This window comes from Comamonas koreensis (genome assembly GCF_014076495.1).
Taxonomy (GTDB): Bacteria; Pseudomonadota; Gammaproteobacteria; order Burkholderiales; family Burkholderiaceae_C; genus Comamonas; species Comamonas squillarum.
Genome location: NZ_CP043575.1, coordinates 1020550 through 1038053, shown reverse-complemented (window position 1 = coordinate 1038053; position 17504 = coordinate 1020550). Strand labels below are relative to the sequence as shown.

General features: G+C 65.4%; 12 protein-coding genes. 4 read left to right on the top strand and 8 right to left on the bottom strand.

Features of this window, described 5'->3' with window-relative positions:
• Positions 1–12: 12 nt before the first annotated feature.
• From F0Q04_RS04715 to dacB, 4 genes are all read right to left on the bottom strand, one after another.
• The gene (locus tag F0Q04_RS04715; RefSeq protein WP_182344730.1) at positions 13–849 is read right to left on the bottom strand and encodes a rhodanese-like domain-containing protein; all 837 of its coding nucleotides are present in this window, start codon (positions 847–849) and stop codon (positions 13–15) included.
• Between the two features lie 226 nt (positions 850–1075).
• Positions 1076–6241, bottom strand: a complete 5166-nt coding sequence (locus F0Q04_RS04710; RefSeq protein WP_182344728.1) for a choice-of-anchor U domain-containing protein — start codon at positions 6239–6241, stop codon at positions 1076–1078.
• Positions 6242–6592: 351 nt separating this feature from the next.
• Positions 6593–7225, bottom strand: coding sequence for an ankyrin repeat domain-containing protein (locus tag F0Q04_RS04705; RefSeq protein ID WP_182344726.1), 633 nt, complete (start codon positions 7223–7225; stop codon positions 6593–6595).
• 113 nt (positions 7226–7338) lie between these two features.
• On the bottom strand, positions 7339–8961 hold the full coding sequence (dacB, locus tag F0Q04_RS04700) for a D-alanyl-D-alanine carboxypeptidase/D-alanyl-D-alanine-endopeptidase (protein WP_232539501.1): 1623 nt from the start codon (positions 8959–8961) through the stop codon (positions 7339–7341).
• A 130-nt stretch (positions 8962–9091) separates the two neighbouring features.
• On the opposite strand from dacB, the gene tsaB reads away from it, so the two are divergent.
• The 4 genes from tsaB (at position 9092) to corA (ending at position 12442) form a co-directional block, all read left to right on the top strand.
• Positions 9092–9811: a tRNA (adenosine(37)-N6)-threonylcarbamoyltransferase complex dimerization subunit type 1 TsaB gene (gene tsaB, locus F0Q04_RS04695; RefSeq protein WP_116926121.1), complete on the top strand. Its 720-nt coding sequence runs from the start codon at positions 9092–9094 to the stop codon at positions 9809–9811.
• On the top strand, positions 9808–10284 hold the full coding sequence (rimI, locus tag F0Q04_RS04690) for a ribosomal protein S18-alanine N-acetyltransferase (protein ID WP_116926120.1): 477 nt from the start codon (positions 9808–9810) through the stop codon (positions 10282–10284). The genes tsaB and rimI overlap by 4 nt, the downstream gene beginning before the upstream one ends.
• On the top strand, positions 10281–11141 hold the full coding sequence (locus tag F0Q04_RS04685; protein ID WP_182344724.1) for a hypothetical protein: 861 nt from the start codon (positions 10281–10283) through the stop codon (positions 11139–11141). Before rimI ends, F0Q04_RS04685 begins: the two co-directional genes overlap by 4 nt.
• A gap of 314 nt (positions 11142–11455) precedes the next feature.
• Positions 11456–12442, top strand: a complete 987-nt coding sequence (gene corA / locus F0Q04_RS04680) for a magnesium/cobalt transporter CorA (protein ID WP_021025633.1) — start codon at positions 11456–11458, stop codon at positions 12440–12442.
• A 15-nt stretch (positions 12443–12457) separates the two neighbouring features.
• Here corA and F0Q04_RS04675 read toward each other — a convergent pair whose 3' ends face one another.
• From F0Q04_RS04675 to F0Q04_RS04660, 4 genes are all read right to left on the bottom strand, one after another.
• Positions 12458–13657 (bottom strand): MFS transporter, encoded by a 1200-nt coding sequence (locus tag F0Q04_RS04675; RefSeq protein ID WP_182344722.1) that lies wholly within the window; start codon positions 13655–13657, stop codon positions 12458–12460.
• Positions 13658–13743: 86 nt separating this feature from the next.
• Positions 13744–14502 (bottom strand): 5'-methylthioadenosine/adenosylhomocysteine nucleosidase, encoded by a 759-nt coding sequence (locus F0Q04_RS04670; RefSeq protein ID WP_182344720.1) that lies wholly within the window; start codon positions 14500–14502, stop codon positions 13744–13746.
• Between the two features lie 112 nt (positions 14503–14614).
• Complete coding sequence (locus tag F0Q04_RS04665; RefSeq protein WP_182344718.1) at positions 14615–16303, bottom strand: AMP-binding protein; 1689 nt, start codon at positions 16301–16303, stop codon at positions 14615–14617.
• A gap of 189 nt (positions 16304–16492) precedes the next feature.
• Complete coding sequence (locus F0Q04_RS04660; protein WP_182344716.1) at positions 16493–17365, bottom strand: hypothetical protein; 873 nt, start codon at positions 17363–17365, stop codon at positions 16493–16495.
• Between the last annotated feature and the right edge of the window lie 139 nt (positions 17366–17504).

Sequence of the window (17504 nt, the reverse complement as noted above, 5' to 3'; positions counted from 1 at the left end):
TTTTGTTTGCACTCATATGCGTCCACACGGCGCTTGCAGCCGGTGGTTGGCGGTCTGTTGGATGGCGGCGGTTTGGGCCACTTGCTGTGCATAGGCTTGCCAGCCACCGTCCAGCCAGTAGGCGGGCAAGGTGACCATTGCGGCACTGGTCTCACTTGTGGAACGGCCCGCTTTGGATGCATCGGTGCTAGGCGCCAAGGTACTTTCGACTTGGGCACGCAAGGCATCGCTGACCACCCCATCGGTGATGACCACCAGCGCCTGGGCGTAGCCCGCATGACGTACATGCTTGAGCCGGTCTTGGTAGGCGCGCGCAATGGCGGCCACCAACTTGGCATCGCGCTCTTTGCCTTCCACCCGTACGGCGACTAGCTGCTCGGGCGGAACCGGCCACTGCGCCTGGGGCGCATGTTGCATGGCTTCGCTGGCGGAGATCACCGTCCAGTGCATGCCCTGGCCCAGAGCGGCTATCCAAGTCTGCGCATCCAAGGGCTGCAACAACGGTTGGCTACCTGCCGTCCCCGCTTGCGCGGCCTGCCATGCTCGGACACCGCCCCGCACCGCTTGCAACTGGACAAAGCCTTGCTGCCGCAGCTGACGGCAGGCCTGGTCAACCTCGGCGCTGTCGAGCCCGGAGCCCAGCAGCACTACGGGCGTTTGCTGTAAAAATCGTTTGCTGGCCATGTCAGAAAGCTCCAGCTCCAAAGCGCGCGCAATGGGTGCTGCCCGTTGCAGGCTGCGCGGGCGCACATCCACCAAGGTGGGGGGCTGGGCGCTTTGCACCGATGCAGCCGCCTCAGCAGCGTTTACCCAGCAGGCCTGGTCCAGCGCCAGCGGCGCGGTTTGCACCGGCCATGCCAGCGCGGGCGTCTCTGTGGTTTGCGCTGCATATTGCGCAGCCGAACAGCCCAACTCCTTGGACGGGGCAGAAGCCGATTCAGCCTCCACCAAAGGCGGAGGCGCAGTCGCTGGCCGCGACCAAGCTGCTGCATCGCAGGCAGTACCACCCAAGGCTGCGCCGACCAAGACGGCCAGCGCAGCGTGCACGCCCCACCTGGGGCCGCACGCCATGGTCTTAGCGGCCATCGCTCGCTCCCAGCACGCCCTTGCGTCGCAGCCCTACCACTGCCGCCAAACCAGTCAACATCGACAGCATCAGCACAGCCAGCCAACCCAAGCCAGGCACAGGCACGGCTTGCTCGTCGGCAGGCAGCGGCCCGCTTTGGATCACCGGGCCGCCCGGGTCTTTGATGACGCCATTGGCGGCCAGGTCGTCATCGCCCAGCTGGCCATCGGTGATGGTGAAGCTCACCCGGTTGCCCTCCAGCTTGAGGTTCTTGGGCACGTACCAAAGGCTGCGGCCACGTGAAGAAGGCGTGGGGCCGTACTTCATGTAGTTGCTGATGCCAAACAGGTTGGGCCACTCGGTCGTGACGGTCACCGTGCTGCCCACGTCACAGCCGACCAGTTCGTACTCGAACACGCCATGGGGGAACAGCAGCACATCAAACAGCGGCAACCAGCCTTGCGCCCGCTTGACGGCGGTCTTGTCAGGGTTGAAGCGGCAAGTGGCGCCACCGCCCGTGACCGAAGCCTTGAGCGTGCCCGTTCCCGTTGGCGTGGGGATGGTTACTTGCTTGTCACCCGCGGGGGCCGGGGTGTTCTTGAGGCCCAGCTTGACATCGGGCGCACCCGCCATCGCCACCACCACTTCGTAGTCGCCCGCCGTCGCGTTGGCGCTGAACATCAGCGATGCCGCCAGGCCCTGTGCATCGGTCGTCGCTTGCGCAGTCAAGCCGCCACCCGCAAAGACAGCGCCTGCACCGCTGGCGGGCATGCTGAAGCTCAGCACACGCCCTGCCACCGGTTCACCCTGGCCGTTGACCAGCTTGACACGGATCACCTCGGCAAAGGCCGTACCCACCACCGCAGACTGGCCGCCACCGGCAAGCACCTGCAGGTTCAGCACAGGCGCCGTTACAGCGGTGTTCGTCAATGCAAACCGCACGCCGTCTGCCACACCGCCTGCACTGGCCAGCACCTCGAAGCTGCCTTCGGTGTTGTTGGCCGTGAGCAGGGGCGCGCTGGCAAAACCATTGGCATCGGTTTGCACCTCTGCTTGCAAAGCGCCGCCTGCAAACGTGGCACTGGCACCGCTGGAAGGCAACTCGAAACGAATGCTGTGGTTTGCCACGCCCAGGCCTTGGCCATCCACCAGTTTGACGGCAAGCGCTTGCGCAAAGGCAGCGCCCACATGGGCCGACTGGCCGCTGCCGGCAACGCCAAGCAGCTGGAGCACTTGCACCGGCTGCGCCGTGTTGGTCAGCGCGAACGTCGCCTCGCCGGAGACCCCTGCCGCTGTAGCACTCGCCTGGTAGCTACCCTCCGCGCTGTTGGCCGTCAGCACTGGCGAGATCGCCAAGCCTTGGGCATCGGTAGAGACGCTAGCGGTTTGGGAGCCATCGGCAAAGCTAGCCGTGGCACTACCCACTGCAGCCGATGGCAGCGTGAACACCACCACGTGACCGGCCATGGCTGCGCCTTGCGCATCGACCACCTTGGCTTGCAAGCGCTGGGCAAAGGCCTGGCCTACGTGTGCAGTCTGGTTATCGCCCGCCACCCGCTGCAAGGTCAAGATGGGGGTTGCCGCATCGCTGTTGCGCAAGTCAAAGCTAGCGGGGGTGTTGACGCCGTCCACACTGGCAAACACTTGGTAGGCACCCACGACGGCATTGGCCGTGATGGCATCGGTGCTCGCTAGGCCTTGGGCGTCGGTGCTGACCTGCAAGGCGGCAGTGCCGTTGCCAAACACCGCACTGGCGCCGCTGGCAGGTGCGGCAAAGCGCAGGGTCTGACCGGCTACCGGGGCACCATTCTCATCGGCCAGACGTACCTGCAGCGGCGCCGCAAACGCAGTGCTTACTTGGGCAACCTGCTGGTTACCGCTGCTGATGGCCAAGGTCCAGTTCTTGGTGGCAGAGCCGTCATCCTTCCAGGCCGCAGATACCAGGCCTATCCACTGCGCTACGGGCTGCCATGCCGCATCACGCCCACCACCTTGCGGCAGCGCACGCAGTTTTTCTTGCGCTTGCAGCAGCGCAGCAATCGCATCGCCCAGCTTTTGCTGCTGGACCGCATCGGCTGCTTGGTCGAACAGGGCCACCAACTGGGCCTTTTCTGCGTCAGCCAGGCCTGCAATGGCGGGCAGCGCTGTGCGTGCATTGGCCTCCGCCTGCTGCTGTGCAATGGTGCGCAGGTTGTGCGACCAGCTGTCCACCACCACCGCATCGGCGGTATTGCGCAGCTGGGATTCCAGGCTAAAGGCCTTGGCATCGGCAGGCAGCTGTAGCCACAGCTCAACGCCTTGCTCTGCACCGGCAGCCAGGTCCATAGGCCAGCTTAGCTGGTCGCCGCTTTGCGCGGCAGCGGGCTTGGACGACAGCAGCTGGGCGCCGTTGCCCAAGGCCGTGCTCAGCGTGAGCTGGCGGGCCTTGTCGTCGCCATTGTGGATGACAGTCTTCAGGTACACGCTGGATTGGGCGAGCATCGGGTCTACCAGTTTGGGCGTACTCAGCACCATCTGGGCCTGGAGCCATGCCGTCCATTCCGTGCCGCTCAGCGGCTCAGCCAGGCTGTCAAAGCCCATCGCCAGCACCTGACCCTTGCCGTAGCTGCTGCGTGCTGCGGCGGTTTCTCCGGTCGCATAGCGCAGCTCGCTGGTCGCCTGCGCATCATCCGCCAAGGCCCAGCTTGGGCGGGTCAGCGGCAGCGCGTTAGCGCCCAACTGCAGTGCAGCATTGGGCAACGGCTGATCGGCATAGCTGCCCCACATATCGGCAATGGCACGCAGATGGGTATCGGCAGCGCCATCCACCACCAGCGAGGCACCACGCAGCACGGCAGCGCGCACTTCCTCCTGCAGGTGGGCGCTCAGATCGCTGAGCGACCCGCTCAGCCACAGCAGGCTGAAGTCGCCAGCACGCAACGCCTTTTGGAAGGCAGCAGCTGTCTCAACGATCTCGGCCTCATCGTCATACGTGGCCAGCACCGTTTGCGCGGCCTGGCGTTTTTGCGCGGCGCAGGCGGTGTCTGCGCCGCAGCCGATATAGGCCAGCACGCGCATACCCTGGTCTGCTGTTTGCGTGGCAGTCACGGCCTCGCTGCTCTGAATACGGATCAAGGTAGAGGCGCTGTTGTTGCTGCTGATATCGTCCTTGGTGGACGAGCCGATACGCGCAGCCACGGCAAACTCCTTGGCGCTGCTGTCCTTGTCGGTTTGCACTTCCAAGGTCAGGATCGCGGTGGAACGCGTTGCCATATCGCCCAGGGTCCAGACACCATTGGCATAGCTGCCCACAGCGGCCGATGGGCTCAGCACGGTTAAGCCCGCTGGTATTTCCACATTCACCGTGGTCGCCACAGACGTAGCCGGGCCCAGGTTTTCTGCGGTGATCGTGACGGTGGATTTGTCGCCTCGCTTGACGGTAGCAGGGCTGGCACCTGCAGCTACTGCCAGGTCGGCCTTGGGCTCGAGGTCGGGGTTGTCGGGCGCGGCGGCACGCTTGGCAAACAGATAGCCGGCTGCAGCGGAGCCAGCAGTCAGCTCAATGCTGCTGAACTTGCCCGCCTCGCTCTGCCCACCCGCAGAGCCCGCCAGCGCCGCGCCATCCACCAGGCCATCGCTGACACCAACGACCAAGGTGTAGACGCCTGGCTTGAGGTTGGTGAAGTGGAACGCGCCTTGCGCATCGGTATACGACGTTTGCAGCTCGGCGGCGCCCGTGCTGGCTTGGGTGCCGCTCAGTTTGACCTCGGTCACGGGGATGCCCGGCTCGCCACTGTCGCGCAGGCCATTGGCATTGCTGTCCCGGTACACGAGGCCCGCGATGCTGGCCTCGGCCGCGCCGGCCACAAAGCCAATGCTGTACTGGCCGCTGGTATTGGCATCGAAGATATTGAGGAAGTAGCTCCAACTCAGGTCTTCATTGCGCTCCTTGGACAACCAGACGTTTTCTGCAGGCACGATATAGCCATCCGACCGCGTGACCTGCACCGGCAGCTTGGCGCCGCGCGCCGGATCGGGCACGCGGGCATAGGCAAAGCCCTGGGCTACAGGGCTAAAGCGCAGGCTGGCGTTGTTGCCCTGCACGGTCATCTGTGCCGACGCCGTCTGGTTCTGCACCTCGGTGTCTGCGCCATCGGACTCGTAGACCCGATAGACGTCGCCATCCTTGGCGAGAAAGTCGCGCACCTTATCGCGCCCTGCCAGATCCACGCGCACATCCTGGACCAAGGTATGCGTGCGCACTTCCTTGATCAGCGAGGTGACCGCCCCCCCCAGGGAATCGGCATGGGTGAAGCTGGCATTGAACTCGACAAATTTGCCTGCCAGACTGGTGACCATGGACCAGCGGCCCATTTTGGAAGTGCCTGACTCTATGTCGCCAAAGTCCAAAAGCAGGCTCTTGCCTGCTGGTTGGTCGCCGACATAGCCGCCGAGAATTTGAAAGCTGATCGCCAGGCCCTGCCGGTTCTCCACAATGCGGGGCTGGGCGGTGTCGATCTTGGTCTTGTGGGATGTGCCGCCGCCCTGGTTCTTGATGCGGACGCCCAGGGTAAAGGGCTCTGCTGCTTCGGTCTCTGGCGTGAAGGCGTCGTCGGCATAGACATCGCGCGGCAAAAAGTAATCCAGCACCAGCTCGGGCTGGGGGCGTACCACGATGGATTCTGGCGCCACGTCAACGGAATCTGCCTTGCCGTCGAGCGTGTAGCTGACCTTGGCACCCACGTAGTACACAGCGCCTTGCGGGTTGCTGCCACCACTGCCCGCTGCGGGGATGATGAGCCAGTTGATATGGGCCACCGCCTTGGGCGCGATGACACCACCCTGGAGACTGGTGATGCCTGTCACCTGGTCAGTGCGGTAAAAGAACGTCGCCCCCTGGGCATTGGGGTCCGAGGTCGCAACCACCAGGTTGTTGTTGGCATCGAGAAACTTCAGCTCGATGGAGACGTTCTCCAGCTTCTGGTCCGCCAGGCCATTGGTGATGACCATCTTGGCATCAAAGGCCTGGCGCTCCAGCGAAAGCTTTTGTTCAATGACAATTTTGACTTCGGCACACACAGCGTCTGCCGCCTGCGCAAAGGCACTGCTGATCGAATACAGCAGCCCCAGCACCAACATGCCCACCACCGTTGCCCAGCTGGTAAACAGCGGGCGGCCCCTCTTTTTTTGATACATGCCGTGTGTCCATCTGTAGTCGGCCCAGGTCCATGGATGCACCCCTGGTCCTCCACTTCACTTGATATCCGTCAATTAACAACAATAATTTACTGATGTCAATTGATAGCTTTATTTCATCTTGAAGCGCATTGGAATGAACACTGCTTACAGGAAGCTGACAGATAGTTAGGCAAATGCAACAGTCACCTGAAAGGTGGGTACTGACTACCTCCAGTCGCTTGGCGGGCAAAGCATGCCAAGCATTGCCTCATGGAAGAGAAGCGGATCGAGGAGCAGTAGCAGGAAGGCAGCGCAGTGGCCCGCCCGGGTTCGCGCTGAAACCCGGGCAATGCGCTGTGCAACGGATCGTCAGGCCAGCCGCGGCTGGCGCAGCTGCTGCATGCGGTAGATCAGCCCCTGGGGCAGGCGCCGGGCGAGCGCGATGTCGACCGCGTCGCGGCCTTTGAAGTCAGCTACCGAGACGTCGGCGCCGGCGTCGAGGAGCAGCTCCAGGGTCTTGAGGCGACCGAGGCGTGCGGCATAGAAAACAGGGGTTTCGCCGTGCTCGCGCAGGTTGAGGAGGGGCTGGGCCTGCAGCAGCGCGCGGCACATGGCCTCGTCATCGCGCCACACGGCGGCCCACAGCGAGTAGCTGGCATTGGCGCCGTGCGAAAGCAGCAGTTCGACCAGCGGCAGGTTCTCGCCCCGGGCCACGGCAAACCACAGCGCGGTGGCGCGGAACTCGCCATTGCACTCGCCCATCGGGGCTTCGGCCTCCAGCACTGCGCCGGCGGCCAGCAAGGTGGCCACGGTCTCCAGGCCGTTGGTATCGGCAGACTGGGTGTTGTGCGCGGATACGCCACAGGCCACCTGCAAGGCGGTACGTCCCTTGCCATCGACCGCCTGGGCCCACTGCGGCGCCTGCGCCAGCAGCTGGGCCACCAAGGCGGCATCCCAACGCTTGGCAGCAGCAAACAGCGAGGTCTTCGAAGGCAGACTCATGCAGGGCTCCTTATGGCTTGTGACCATGCTCCAACGCGCAATGTACACCGATACCGCCGCAGCCCAACCTTGGTGGCAGGCAGGTTTTTCCCGACCTGCCTGCGCCTCTGGGGTTACTGGGCCGCCACCCAGTCGATCAGCGCATCCCAGGCGGGGCGTGCCTGCGGGGCATTGTCGCTGTTGGCCATGGCCACAACCACCCAGCGGCGCCCATCGCGGCCATTGACATAGCCAGCAATGGCCGAGGCATCGCGCAGCGTGCCGGTCTTCAGGTGGGCGCCACCGGTATGGGCGCTTTTGCTGTTTTTCATCGTGCCGTCCACACCCACGATCGGCATCGAGGCCATCAGCTCGGGCATGACGTTGGAGTTCCAGGCGACCGAGAGCATCTTGGCCAGCGACCCGGCGGTGATGCGGGCATCGCGCGAGAGGCCAGCGCCATTGTCGATGGTGGGCTGCGCCATGCCGGGTACGCGCTCGCTCCACCACTGCGCCACCGCCTGGCGGCCGCCTTCAAAGGTGCCGATGCCCGCGCGCTCCTTGCCCAGGGTCAGGAAGACCTGCTGGGTCATCACGTTGTTGCTGTACTTGTTGATATCGCGCACCACCTCGCCCAAGGTGGGCGAGCTGAAGCTCATCAGCGGCTGCACGCCGTCAGGCGTGGTGCCCATGCGCACCTGGCCAGTCACCTTGCCGCCCAGCTCGCGCCACATGCCTTCAAACACGCGGGGCGCAAAGCGGTCGGGCGCGGCGGGCGCCACGGCCCAGCTGTTCTCACCGCAAGCGGCCGGGTAGCCTCCCAGAAACTGGATCTGCGTGGCATCGGCCATCTGCGCCTTGAGCGCGCCGCGCCAGTCGCCACAGGCATTGCCCTTGGTCTTGAGCAGCGGCACCGTGCTGGGCAGGCGCAGATGCGCGACGGCCGGCTCGTAGGCGATGCGGGCCACGCCAGCGGCGGCATCGGGGATAAAGCGCATCGTCAGCGACTTGTAGTTCAGCAGCAGCGCATCGGGCACGGCGTTGTAGGGCCGGTAGGGCTCGTTGTCAAAGCGTGCGGGGTCGATGGGCGGCAGCGCGAAAGCCGAGCGGTCCAGCACCACATCGCCAACCACGACCTGGATGCCCTGGCCCAGCAGGCGGCGCTGCAGCAGCCACAGGCGCTCCATCACCAGCTTGGGGTCGCCCGAGCCCTGTACATAAAGATTGCCATTGAGGGCACCCTGGGCGACCTGGCCGTCGGTGGCAATGCGGGTGTCCCAGGTGTAGGCGGGGCCCAGGATCTCGAGCGCTGCATAGGTGGTCACCAGCTTCATCACCGAGGCGGGGTTGCGGCCCACATCGCTGTGCACATCAAGGAGCGGGCGCTGCGCGCCGCTGACATCCATCACCACCACGGAGACCGCATCGGACGCGACCTTGCCCCGCTGCAAGGCCGCTTCGACCTCGGCCGGCAAGCGGCCGGCGGGCCAGGCGTTGGCCGGGGCGGCGAGGGCTGCAGGTGCTGCAGCGACAGGTGCGACGGAGGCCGGTGCCTGGGGCGCCCCAGCGACCGGCTGGGCCAGCCGGATGGGCGTGGGCGTGGGGTCGCTAGAGGGGGCGGCCGGCGTCTGCGCGCAGGCCACCTGGCTCAGCGCAATCGCGACCGGGAGCAGCCAGCGGCCGCTGCTGCCAGGCAGGCCAGCGCTCAGCCGCGCCAGGGACAGAGAAAGGGGCGCCATCGAAGAAATCTGTTGCATGGGCAGCAGTCTAGCGGCTATGCCCAAGCCCGGCATGCAGCCTTGGCTTTGCCCCGATAATGGCAGGTTGCCACCCCTCTACAGGGGCTGAAACCGGGCGCCAGCATAGCGCCCGTGCGCGCCCTACCCCATGAACCTGCTTGCCCTCGAATCCAGTACCGACACCCTCTTTATTGCCACCGCGCGGGATGACCAGCGCTGGCTGCACAGCGGTGCCGGTGGCCAGCACACCTCCAGCCAGTTGCTGCCGGCGCTGCGCGGCCTGATGGCCGATGCAGGCCTGGGCTTTGATGCGCTGGACGCGATTGTGTTTGGCCGGGGCCCGGGCTCGTTCACCGGCTTGCGTACCGCCTGCGCCATTGCCCAGGGCCTGGCCTTTGTGGCCAAGGGCGGCCAGGGCGTGCCGGTGCTGCCGGTCGATACCTTGATGACCGTCGCTGAAGAGGCCCGCCTGCAATACGGCTGCACCCAGGTGCTGGCCTGCCTCGATGCCCGCATGGACGAGGTCTACAACGCCGTTTACCAGTATGTGGATGGCCACTGGCAGACCTTGGGCGATCTGCAGGTCTGCCCGCCGCAGGAGGTGCAGGTGCCCGCGGGCTTTGTCGTGGCCGGCAATGCCCAGGCCATATATGGCGAGCGCCTGGCGCCCGGCGCCACCCATCTGCAGGCCATGCCCACGGCCCGGGCCTTGCTGAGCCTGGCGCCTTATTTGCTGGCGCAAGGCCAGGCAGTGGCTGCGCAGGATGCGCTGCCGCTCTATATCCGCGACAAGGTCGCCAAGACCACGGCCGAGCGCGAGGCAGAAAAACAAGCCCAGGCCGCCGGCAGCCCAGGCAGCGCGCCATGAGCCTGCCGGCCTCGCCCCAGCTGCGCTGGTCCGCGCTGCGCATTGATGACCTGGATGCACTGCTGGCGGTGGAGAACCAGTGCTACACCCACCCCTGGACGCGGGGCAACTTTATCGACTCGATGGCGATGGGCTATGCGATGCAGCTGCTCTGGGCCGACGAGGAGCTGATCGGCTACTTTATTGCGATGCAGGGCGTCGATGAGCTGCACCTGCTCAACATCACCGTCAACCCGCGCCACCAGCGCCAGGGCTGGGCCAAGGTGCTGCTCGATCAGCTGCGCAGCTGGGCCGTCAGTGCGCGCGCGCAGGCGATCTGGCTGGAGGTGCGCATCAGCAATCTGCGCGCCCAGCAGATCTACCTGGCGTTTGGTTTTGAATCGGTAGGGCTGCGAAAGCGCTACTATCCGGTATCCCATGTCGAACGCGAGGACGCCATGGTCATGCGTTATCTGCTGCCTACCACCCCATGAGCCTGAACCTGGACGCCCGCCAACACGCCATGCTGCAAGAGATGGGCCACCCGCTGTGGTGGCCCGAATCGCCCGCGCCTGCCGCCCAGGCCGCGCCTGAGACATCTTCCGCTCCTGCGCCAGTGGCTGTACCGCCATCGCGCGCGGAGGCGGTGCCTGCCCCAGCTGTTGTGCCCACGGCAGCGGCTGCAGCAGCGACTACAGGAGCTAATGCACCTACTGTTGCACCCGCTCCAGCGGCGATGCCGGCTGCTGCGCTCCCAGAAACGGCCGTGCCCGCTGCCGCTATTGAGCCAACGCCAGCGCCTGCAGCAGCTGCACGCCCCACGTCCCCACAGGCGCTGACCGCCGGCTTTCCGCGTGTGCGCTTTGCGCTGCGCGCGCCAGTCCTGCTCGATCTGCAGGGCAAGCAGCAGCCCGCAGTGCCCCACACCCAGCCGTCCTGGCTGGTGGTGGCCGAGCTGCCCGAGGGCGCGCCCCAGCAGAGCGAAGCCTGCCAGCTGCTGGTGCAGATGCTGCGTGCCATGCGCCTGACCGATGCCCCCGTCTACTGGGTGCCGCTGGCCCGCATCCCTGCCAACCAGGAAGGCGATGATGGCCTGCCCAGCTTCAGCATCGAGGCGCTGGTGCAGGAATGCCAGCCGGCCATGGCGCTGCTGCTGGGCCTGCCGGCGGTGCGCCACCTGGTGCCGGGTGACCTGCCTTTCTCCAGCCTGCGCCAGCAGCTGCACCTGCTGGGCGGCTGCCAGCTGCCTGCCGTGGTCAGCTACGACCCCAGCCACCTGCTGCGCACCCCCCAGGCCAAGGCAGCAACCTGGGCCGATCTGTGCTTTGCACTGGCCCAGGCCGGGCGTTAATTTTCTTCACCAACCTGCCAATCTGCCGCCATTTAGCCGCCAAATAGCCGCCAAATAGCCGCCATTTGGTGAGTGTAGGCGCCCACTGACAGGCTGTGGCGTGGGGCGTTGACAACGCTGCGCGCGGACAAAGCGCATCGTCATGCGCAGCGGATGCGGGAATGCCATAATGGCGCCCATTCACAAACCGGAGTCTCTCCTTGGATCCCTACCCTAGTTGGTAGCTTCCACCCTGGCAAGCACATGGCTGCACAAGGGTCGGAAGCGCCCCCCGCACCCCTTTTGCAGACCAATAACAACAAGGAAGTGAGCCCATGCTCAACATCTTTACGCTTGCCAATGGCCGTCTGGTGCAGGAAGAGATCGAGTCTCTCCAGGACCTGGCCCGTTTTCAGCCTATCTGGGTCGACCTCGAATCCCCCACCCTCGAAGAAAAGCGCTGGATCAAGCAGCACTATGGCCTGTCCATCCCCGAAGACGCGATGGACCAGGACATCGAGGAATCGGCCCGCTTCTACGAAGAAGACAACGGCGACCTGCACATCCGCAGCGACTTCTTGATCGATGACGAAGACGACCCGCGCAGCGTGCGTGTGGCCTTCATCATGAACCTGCACAACGCCGCGCTCAAAAGCTATGGCGTGCTGTTCTCCATCCACGATGAGGATGTGCCGGTGTTCCGCCTGCTGCGCCTGCGTGCGCGCCGCGCGCCGGGCCTCATCGAGGACAGCAAGGACGTGCTGCTCAAGCTGTTTGACGCCGACGCCGAGTACTCGGCCGATACCTTGGAAGGCATCTACGACGACCTGGAAAAAGTCAGCACCCAGGTGCTGGCTGGCAATGTGACCGACACCCACGCGAGTGAAGTGCTCTCGGCCATCGCCCGCCAGGAAGACTTGAACGGCCGCATTCGCCGCAATGTGATGGACACCCGCCGCGCGGTGAGCTTTGTCATGCGCAGCAAGATGCTCAACTCCGACCAGTTCGAGGACGCGCGCCAGATCCTGCGCGACATCGAATCGCTGGACAACCACACCGCCTTCCTCTTTGACAAGATCAACTTCTTGATGGATGCGACGGTCGGTTTCATCAACATCAACCAGAACAAGATCATCAAGATCTTTTCGGTGGCCAGCGTCGCGCTGCTGCCGCCCACCTTGATCGCCAGCGTCTACGGCATGAACTTCAAGTACATGCCCGAAATCGACTGGCAATACGGCTATGCCTACGGCATTGCGCTGATGGTGGGCAGCGCGCTGATACCGATGCTGTACTTCCGCAAGCGCGGCTGGCTCAAGTAAGCACGGCGGCGCCCACTACACCTGCTTGGGCCGCAGGCACCACAGGGCCGTGCCGGCGATCGATGCGGCGAGCATCAGCACCCACAGCGCGCCCAGCTGCCACTGCTCCAGCGCCAGACCAAACAGAAAAGGGGCGCTGGCCTGGGTCATGCGGGCAGGCACCATCAGCAGGCCCTGGCGCTGGCCATAGCCTTGCGCGCCAAACATGGCCAGCGGCAAGGTGCCGATCACCACGGTCATGATGCCGTTGCCCAGGCCAAAGGCCAGCGCATAGACCCAGGCGCCCGAGGCGCCCAACAGCGCCAGCGCGAGCGCCGCCACGGGGTAGGCGATGACGGCAATGCGCGCCGACCACAGCGGATGGGCGCGGCGCAGAAAAACATAGTCGGCAATGCGGCTGGCCACCTGGGCCGGGCCCACCAGCGCCGCCGCAGCGACCGCTGCCGTCGCCGTGGCGCCGCTGACCATCAGCAGGCGCGGCAGGTGCGACATCATCGAGGTGCCGATGAACCAGATGGCGGCAAAGGTCAGCGCCAGCAAGACCAGGCTGAGCCACTGGCCCCGCAGGGCAGCAGCTGGCGCTGCAGGCACGCCCGCTGGGTCGGCTGCCGCATCGGTACGGGCGCGAGCCGGAGCATGGGGCAAGCTGGCATGCAGCGGCAGCAGCACCAAGAGCTGCACCGCCGCCCAGACCAGGCAAGCCTCGCGCCAGCCCCAGCTGTGCAGCAACCAGGTGGTGAGCGGCCAGCTCAGGGTGCTGGCAAAGCCGCCAAACAAGGTGATGCCGACAATGCTGCCGCGCGCGGCCTTGCCATACAGGCGCACCGAGGTGGCAAAGGCTGCCTCGTACAGGCCCGCCCCCATCGCCAGCCCCAGCAGCCACCAGACCGCAAACAGTTGGCCCTGGGTCTGCACCTGCGACAGCAGCGCCAGGCCCAGCGCAAACAGCACATTGGTGGCCATCAGGAGCGGCCGCCCGCCCCAGCGGTCAATCAGCCGCCCCGCTACCGGGCCAGTGAGCGCCATCATCAGCAGCGCCACGGAGAACGCCGCAAAGATGCGCGATGGCGCTATGCCCAGACTCTCGCCCATCGCGCCGGCCAGGATGGCGGGCAGGTAGAAGGCCGAGCCCCAGGACAGCATTTGCCCCAGGCCCAGCTTGCAGGTGGTCAGCACCTGGCCGGGCGCAAAGGAGTGGGCGCGAAAAAGGGGCATGGTCGGCAAAACAGCGCATCAAGGCAGCGCGCCATTGTGACGAGGCTTGCCGCAGTGCACAGTCACCCGCGCTACCGGGTAGCCGATTAACCTCTCGCCAAGTTCCGCAGCAGGCTGCCGATGGTGTGCTGCGCATAGCGGCTGGCAATGCTGCGGATGAAGCGCGGAAAGTCCAGGTGCGCGCTGTCATCGGCCCGGTCGGAGATGCTGCGCATGGCCGCAAAGGGCAGGCCATGGTCGGCGCAGACCTGGGCGACGGCGGCGCCTTCCATCTCGACGGCCAGCGCGTCCATGCCTGCGCCCTGCAAGCCGCTGCGCAGCGCCTGCACTTCGGCGGCGCTGCTGACAAAGCGGTCGCCGCTGACGACCAGGCCCTGGTGCATCTGCGGCGCGGGCAGGCCCAGCTCGGCCGTCCAGGCTGCGGCGCCCCCGGCCAGGCACTGCTGCACCGCTACGGCCAGCTGCGCGCTCAGGGTAACGTCGCAGTCAAAGCGCGCGCGGCCATAGCCCGGCACCTCGTAGCGCGGAAAGATCGGCGAGGCATCCATGTCGTGCTGCGCATAGCTGCTGGCCACGACCACATCGCCCACCTGCACGCCCGCGCCCAGGCCACCGGCCACACCGGTAAACACGATGCCCCGGGCGCCAAAGCGCTCGACCAGGGTTGCGGCCGTGCTGGCCGCCGCCACCTTGCCAATGCCCGACAGCGCCAGCACCACCGCATGGCCGTGCAGCTGGCCGCAGGTGTAGCGGCGGCCGGCATAGTCGCTGGTGCGGGCATCCGCCAGCAGCGCGGCAATGCCGGCCTGCTCCTCGGGAAGGGCACTGAGAATGGCAAGGGTCACGGGGGAATCCCAAAAAACAGCAAAGCAGAGATTGTCGCTGCAATCTCCGCCCTCTGCGCTTTCGCTACTGTGTCGGCGGCAGCACTGCTGCGGCGCAGTGCCGCTGCAGCACTCAGGCTTTGGTCGTTTCGTCGCGCAGCTCGCGCCGCAGGATCTTGCCCACCGGGGTCTTGGGCAGGTTGTCGCGGAACTCGATGTACTTGGGCCGCTTGTAGCCGGTCAGGTGCTCGGCGCAATGGGCGCGCAGCTGCGCCTCGGTCACATCGGCCGACTTGCGCACGACCACCAGCTTGATCGCCTCGCCGGTCTTCTCATCGGGCACGCCCACCACCGCGCATTCGGCGACGCCGGGGAAGGATGCGGCCACGTCTTCGACCTCATTGGGGTAGACGTTGAAGCCGCTCACCAGCACCATGTCCTTCTTGCGGTCAACGATGCGGAACATGCCATCGGGCTCCATGATGCCGATGTCGCCGGAGCGGAAGAACTGGTCCTCGGTCATGGACTTGGCGGTCTCGTCCGGGCGCTGCCAGTAGCCGGCCATCACCTGCGGCCCGCGTATGCAGACCTCGCCGCGCTCGCCCTGCGCCACCGGCTCGCCGGCATCGTCGAGGATGGCCATATCGGTGCCCGGCATCGGGTAGCCGATCGAGCCCGAGGCCTTCTGGCCCGTGCCGACAAAGTTGCAGCTGGCCACCGGGCTGGTCTCGGACAGGCCATAGCCCTCGACGATGGGCTGGCCGGTGCGCTGCAGCCAGCGCTCAGCCACCGAGGACTGCACGGCCGCGCCGCCGCCCACCACCACGCGCAGGTTCTTCCAGTTCACCTTGTCGAAATCGGGGTGGCTCATCAGGCCGTTGAACAAGGTGTTGACCGCTGGCAAGGTGTGGAACTCGTACTTGCCCAGCTCGCCCAGCACCGCCTTCATGTCGCGCGGGTTGGGGATCAGCAGCACCTGGTGGCCCAGGCGCATGGACAGCAGAAAACAGACCGTGAACGCGAAGATATGGTAGAGCGGCAGCGCGCAGACGCACAGCGGCTGCTCGCCTTGCGGAATGGTCTTGAGCGCCGGCCCATACCAGGCCTGCACCTGCATCACATTGGCGCCTAGGTTGCGGTGCAGCAGCACGGCGCCCTTGGCCACGCCGGTGGTACCGCCGGTGTACTGCAGCGCGGCCATGTCGTCAGGCCCAATGTCCACCGGCGAGAACGTGTGGCGCTCGCCCTGGCTGATCGCATCGGGGTAGCGGATGCTGCGCTCCAGGGTGAACGGCGCGACCAGCTTCTTGCTGTGGCGCACCACATAGTTGACGATGCTGCCCTTGATCAGGCCCAGGCAATCGCCCATGCTGCAGACGATGATCTGGTCGAGCTGGCGGTGCGCTGCGCAGTTCTGCACGGTGGCACCAAAGTTCTCCAGCACGATCATCACCTTGGCGCCGCTGTCCTTGAGCTGGTGGTCCAGCTCGGAGGCGGTGTAGAGCGGGTTGACGTTGACCACGACCAGCCCGGCGCGCAGCACGGCTGCGACGGCCACCGCGTATTGCGGCACATTGGGCATCATCAGCGCCACACGGTCGCCCTTGGTGAGCGGCAAGGTCTGCAGGTAGGCGGCCAGCGCCACGCTGTAGTCGTCGAGCTGGCGGTAGCTGAAGCGCGCGCCCATGAAGTGCAGCGCCGTGCGGTCGGCATACTGGATAAAGGCCTGGTTGAGCAGCTGCACCAAGGTCGGAATGCGCTCAGGGTCAATGTCCTCGGGGATCTCGGGTGGGTAAGCGGCCAGCCATGGGCGTTCGGTCATGCACAAGTCTCCTGTCGGTCATACAGCGGGGTGCCGGCGCCCTGTGCGCACGGCCCGCTGCTGAGCCATGTTGTTCGATCTCGCCCTATTGTGCAAATTCTGCGTCCATTCCAAGTCTGGATATACCCGTAAAAAAGCAAAAAAAAAACCATGACCGGGGTCATGGCGGTTGCTGAGTGAGGGACGCGATCAGCGCTTGAGGGCTGCGGCCCCTGCAGGTGCTGCCCCTGCCGGAGCGACCACCGAAGCTGCTTTCTCTTCGGCGGCCTGGGGGTTGGGCTTTTCCTTGCCAAACAGCACATCGGAGTCGTCCTGCTTGGTCTCGTAGTACGGCTGCTGGTCGATCTCGTAGGGGAACGGTGGCACGGTCAGCACGCCGTTGAAGTAGCCGGTGCTCTCACGCATGGAACGCGCCAGGTCCTGGGCCCAGTGGTCCAGCGAACGGCCGGCGGCCAGAAAGTCGACACTGCTGCGGATCGGCGGGCGCACCAGGCGCTGGTCCACTAGCACCTGCGCTTCGACATAGCCGCCATTGCTGGTGGTGAACTGGTAGGACACATAGGCCACCGGGCGCGCAAAGTAGACACCGGCCGCCTCCAGCCGGCCCGCCATGGCCGCATCGTTCTGGGCCAGCCAGTCGCTGCTGTTGGCGGTGCGCTTGATGCGCAGGCAGTCCACCCGGCCAATGTTCAGGCCCTGGGTGCGCTCGACCAGCACGCCCTTTTGCTTGGGGCAGTCCTGGGTCCAGACGGTGTTTTGGTTGTTCAGGTCATCGACGCTGGAGCGCAGCGACATCACGCCCACCAGCTCGCCCAGCTTGGTGCGCATCTGCCAGAGCCTAGCCTGTAGGGGCTTGTCCTTGGCCAGGTCTTCGGGCAGTACATCGAGCACCTCGCTGTCCGTGCCCCAGTACGTCCATCGCAGGTCGGTGTTTTGGTCCATGGACACCAAGGTGCGGCCCACCGGCTCCACACTCGACGGCAGCGGCGCGCAGGCGCTCAGCACCACGGCTGCGGCAGCGCACCCCAGCCAGGACAGAGAACGGGCAGCGGAAAAAGACATAGACGGATCCTGAAAACAGTAGCGGCGGCCAACAGACAGTGCGTGGCCTGTGCCACACCGCCAAGCCCTGCATCATAGCAAGGCCGTTGCGGATTCTGTCTGAGGCCGCCGGGCTGAATCAGGAGACTTTGGTAGTGAA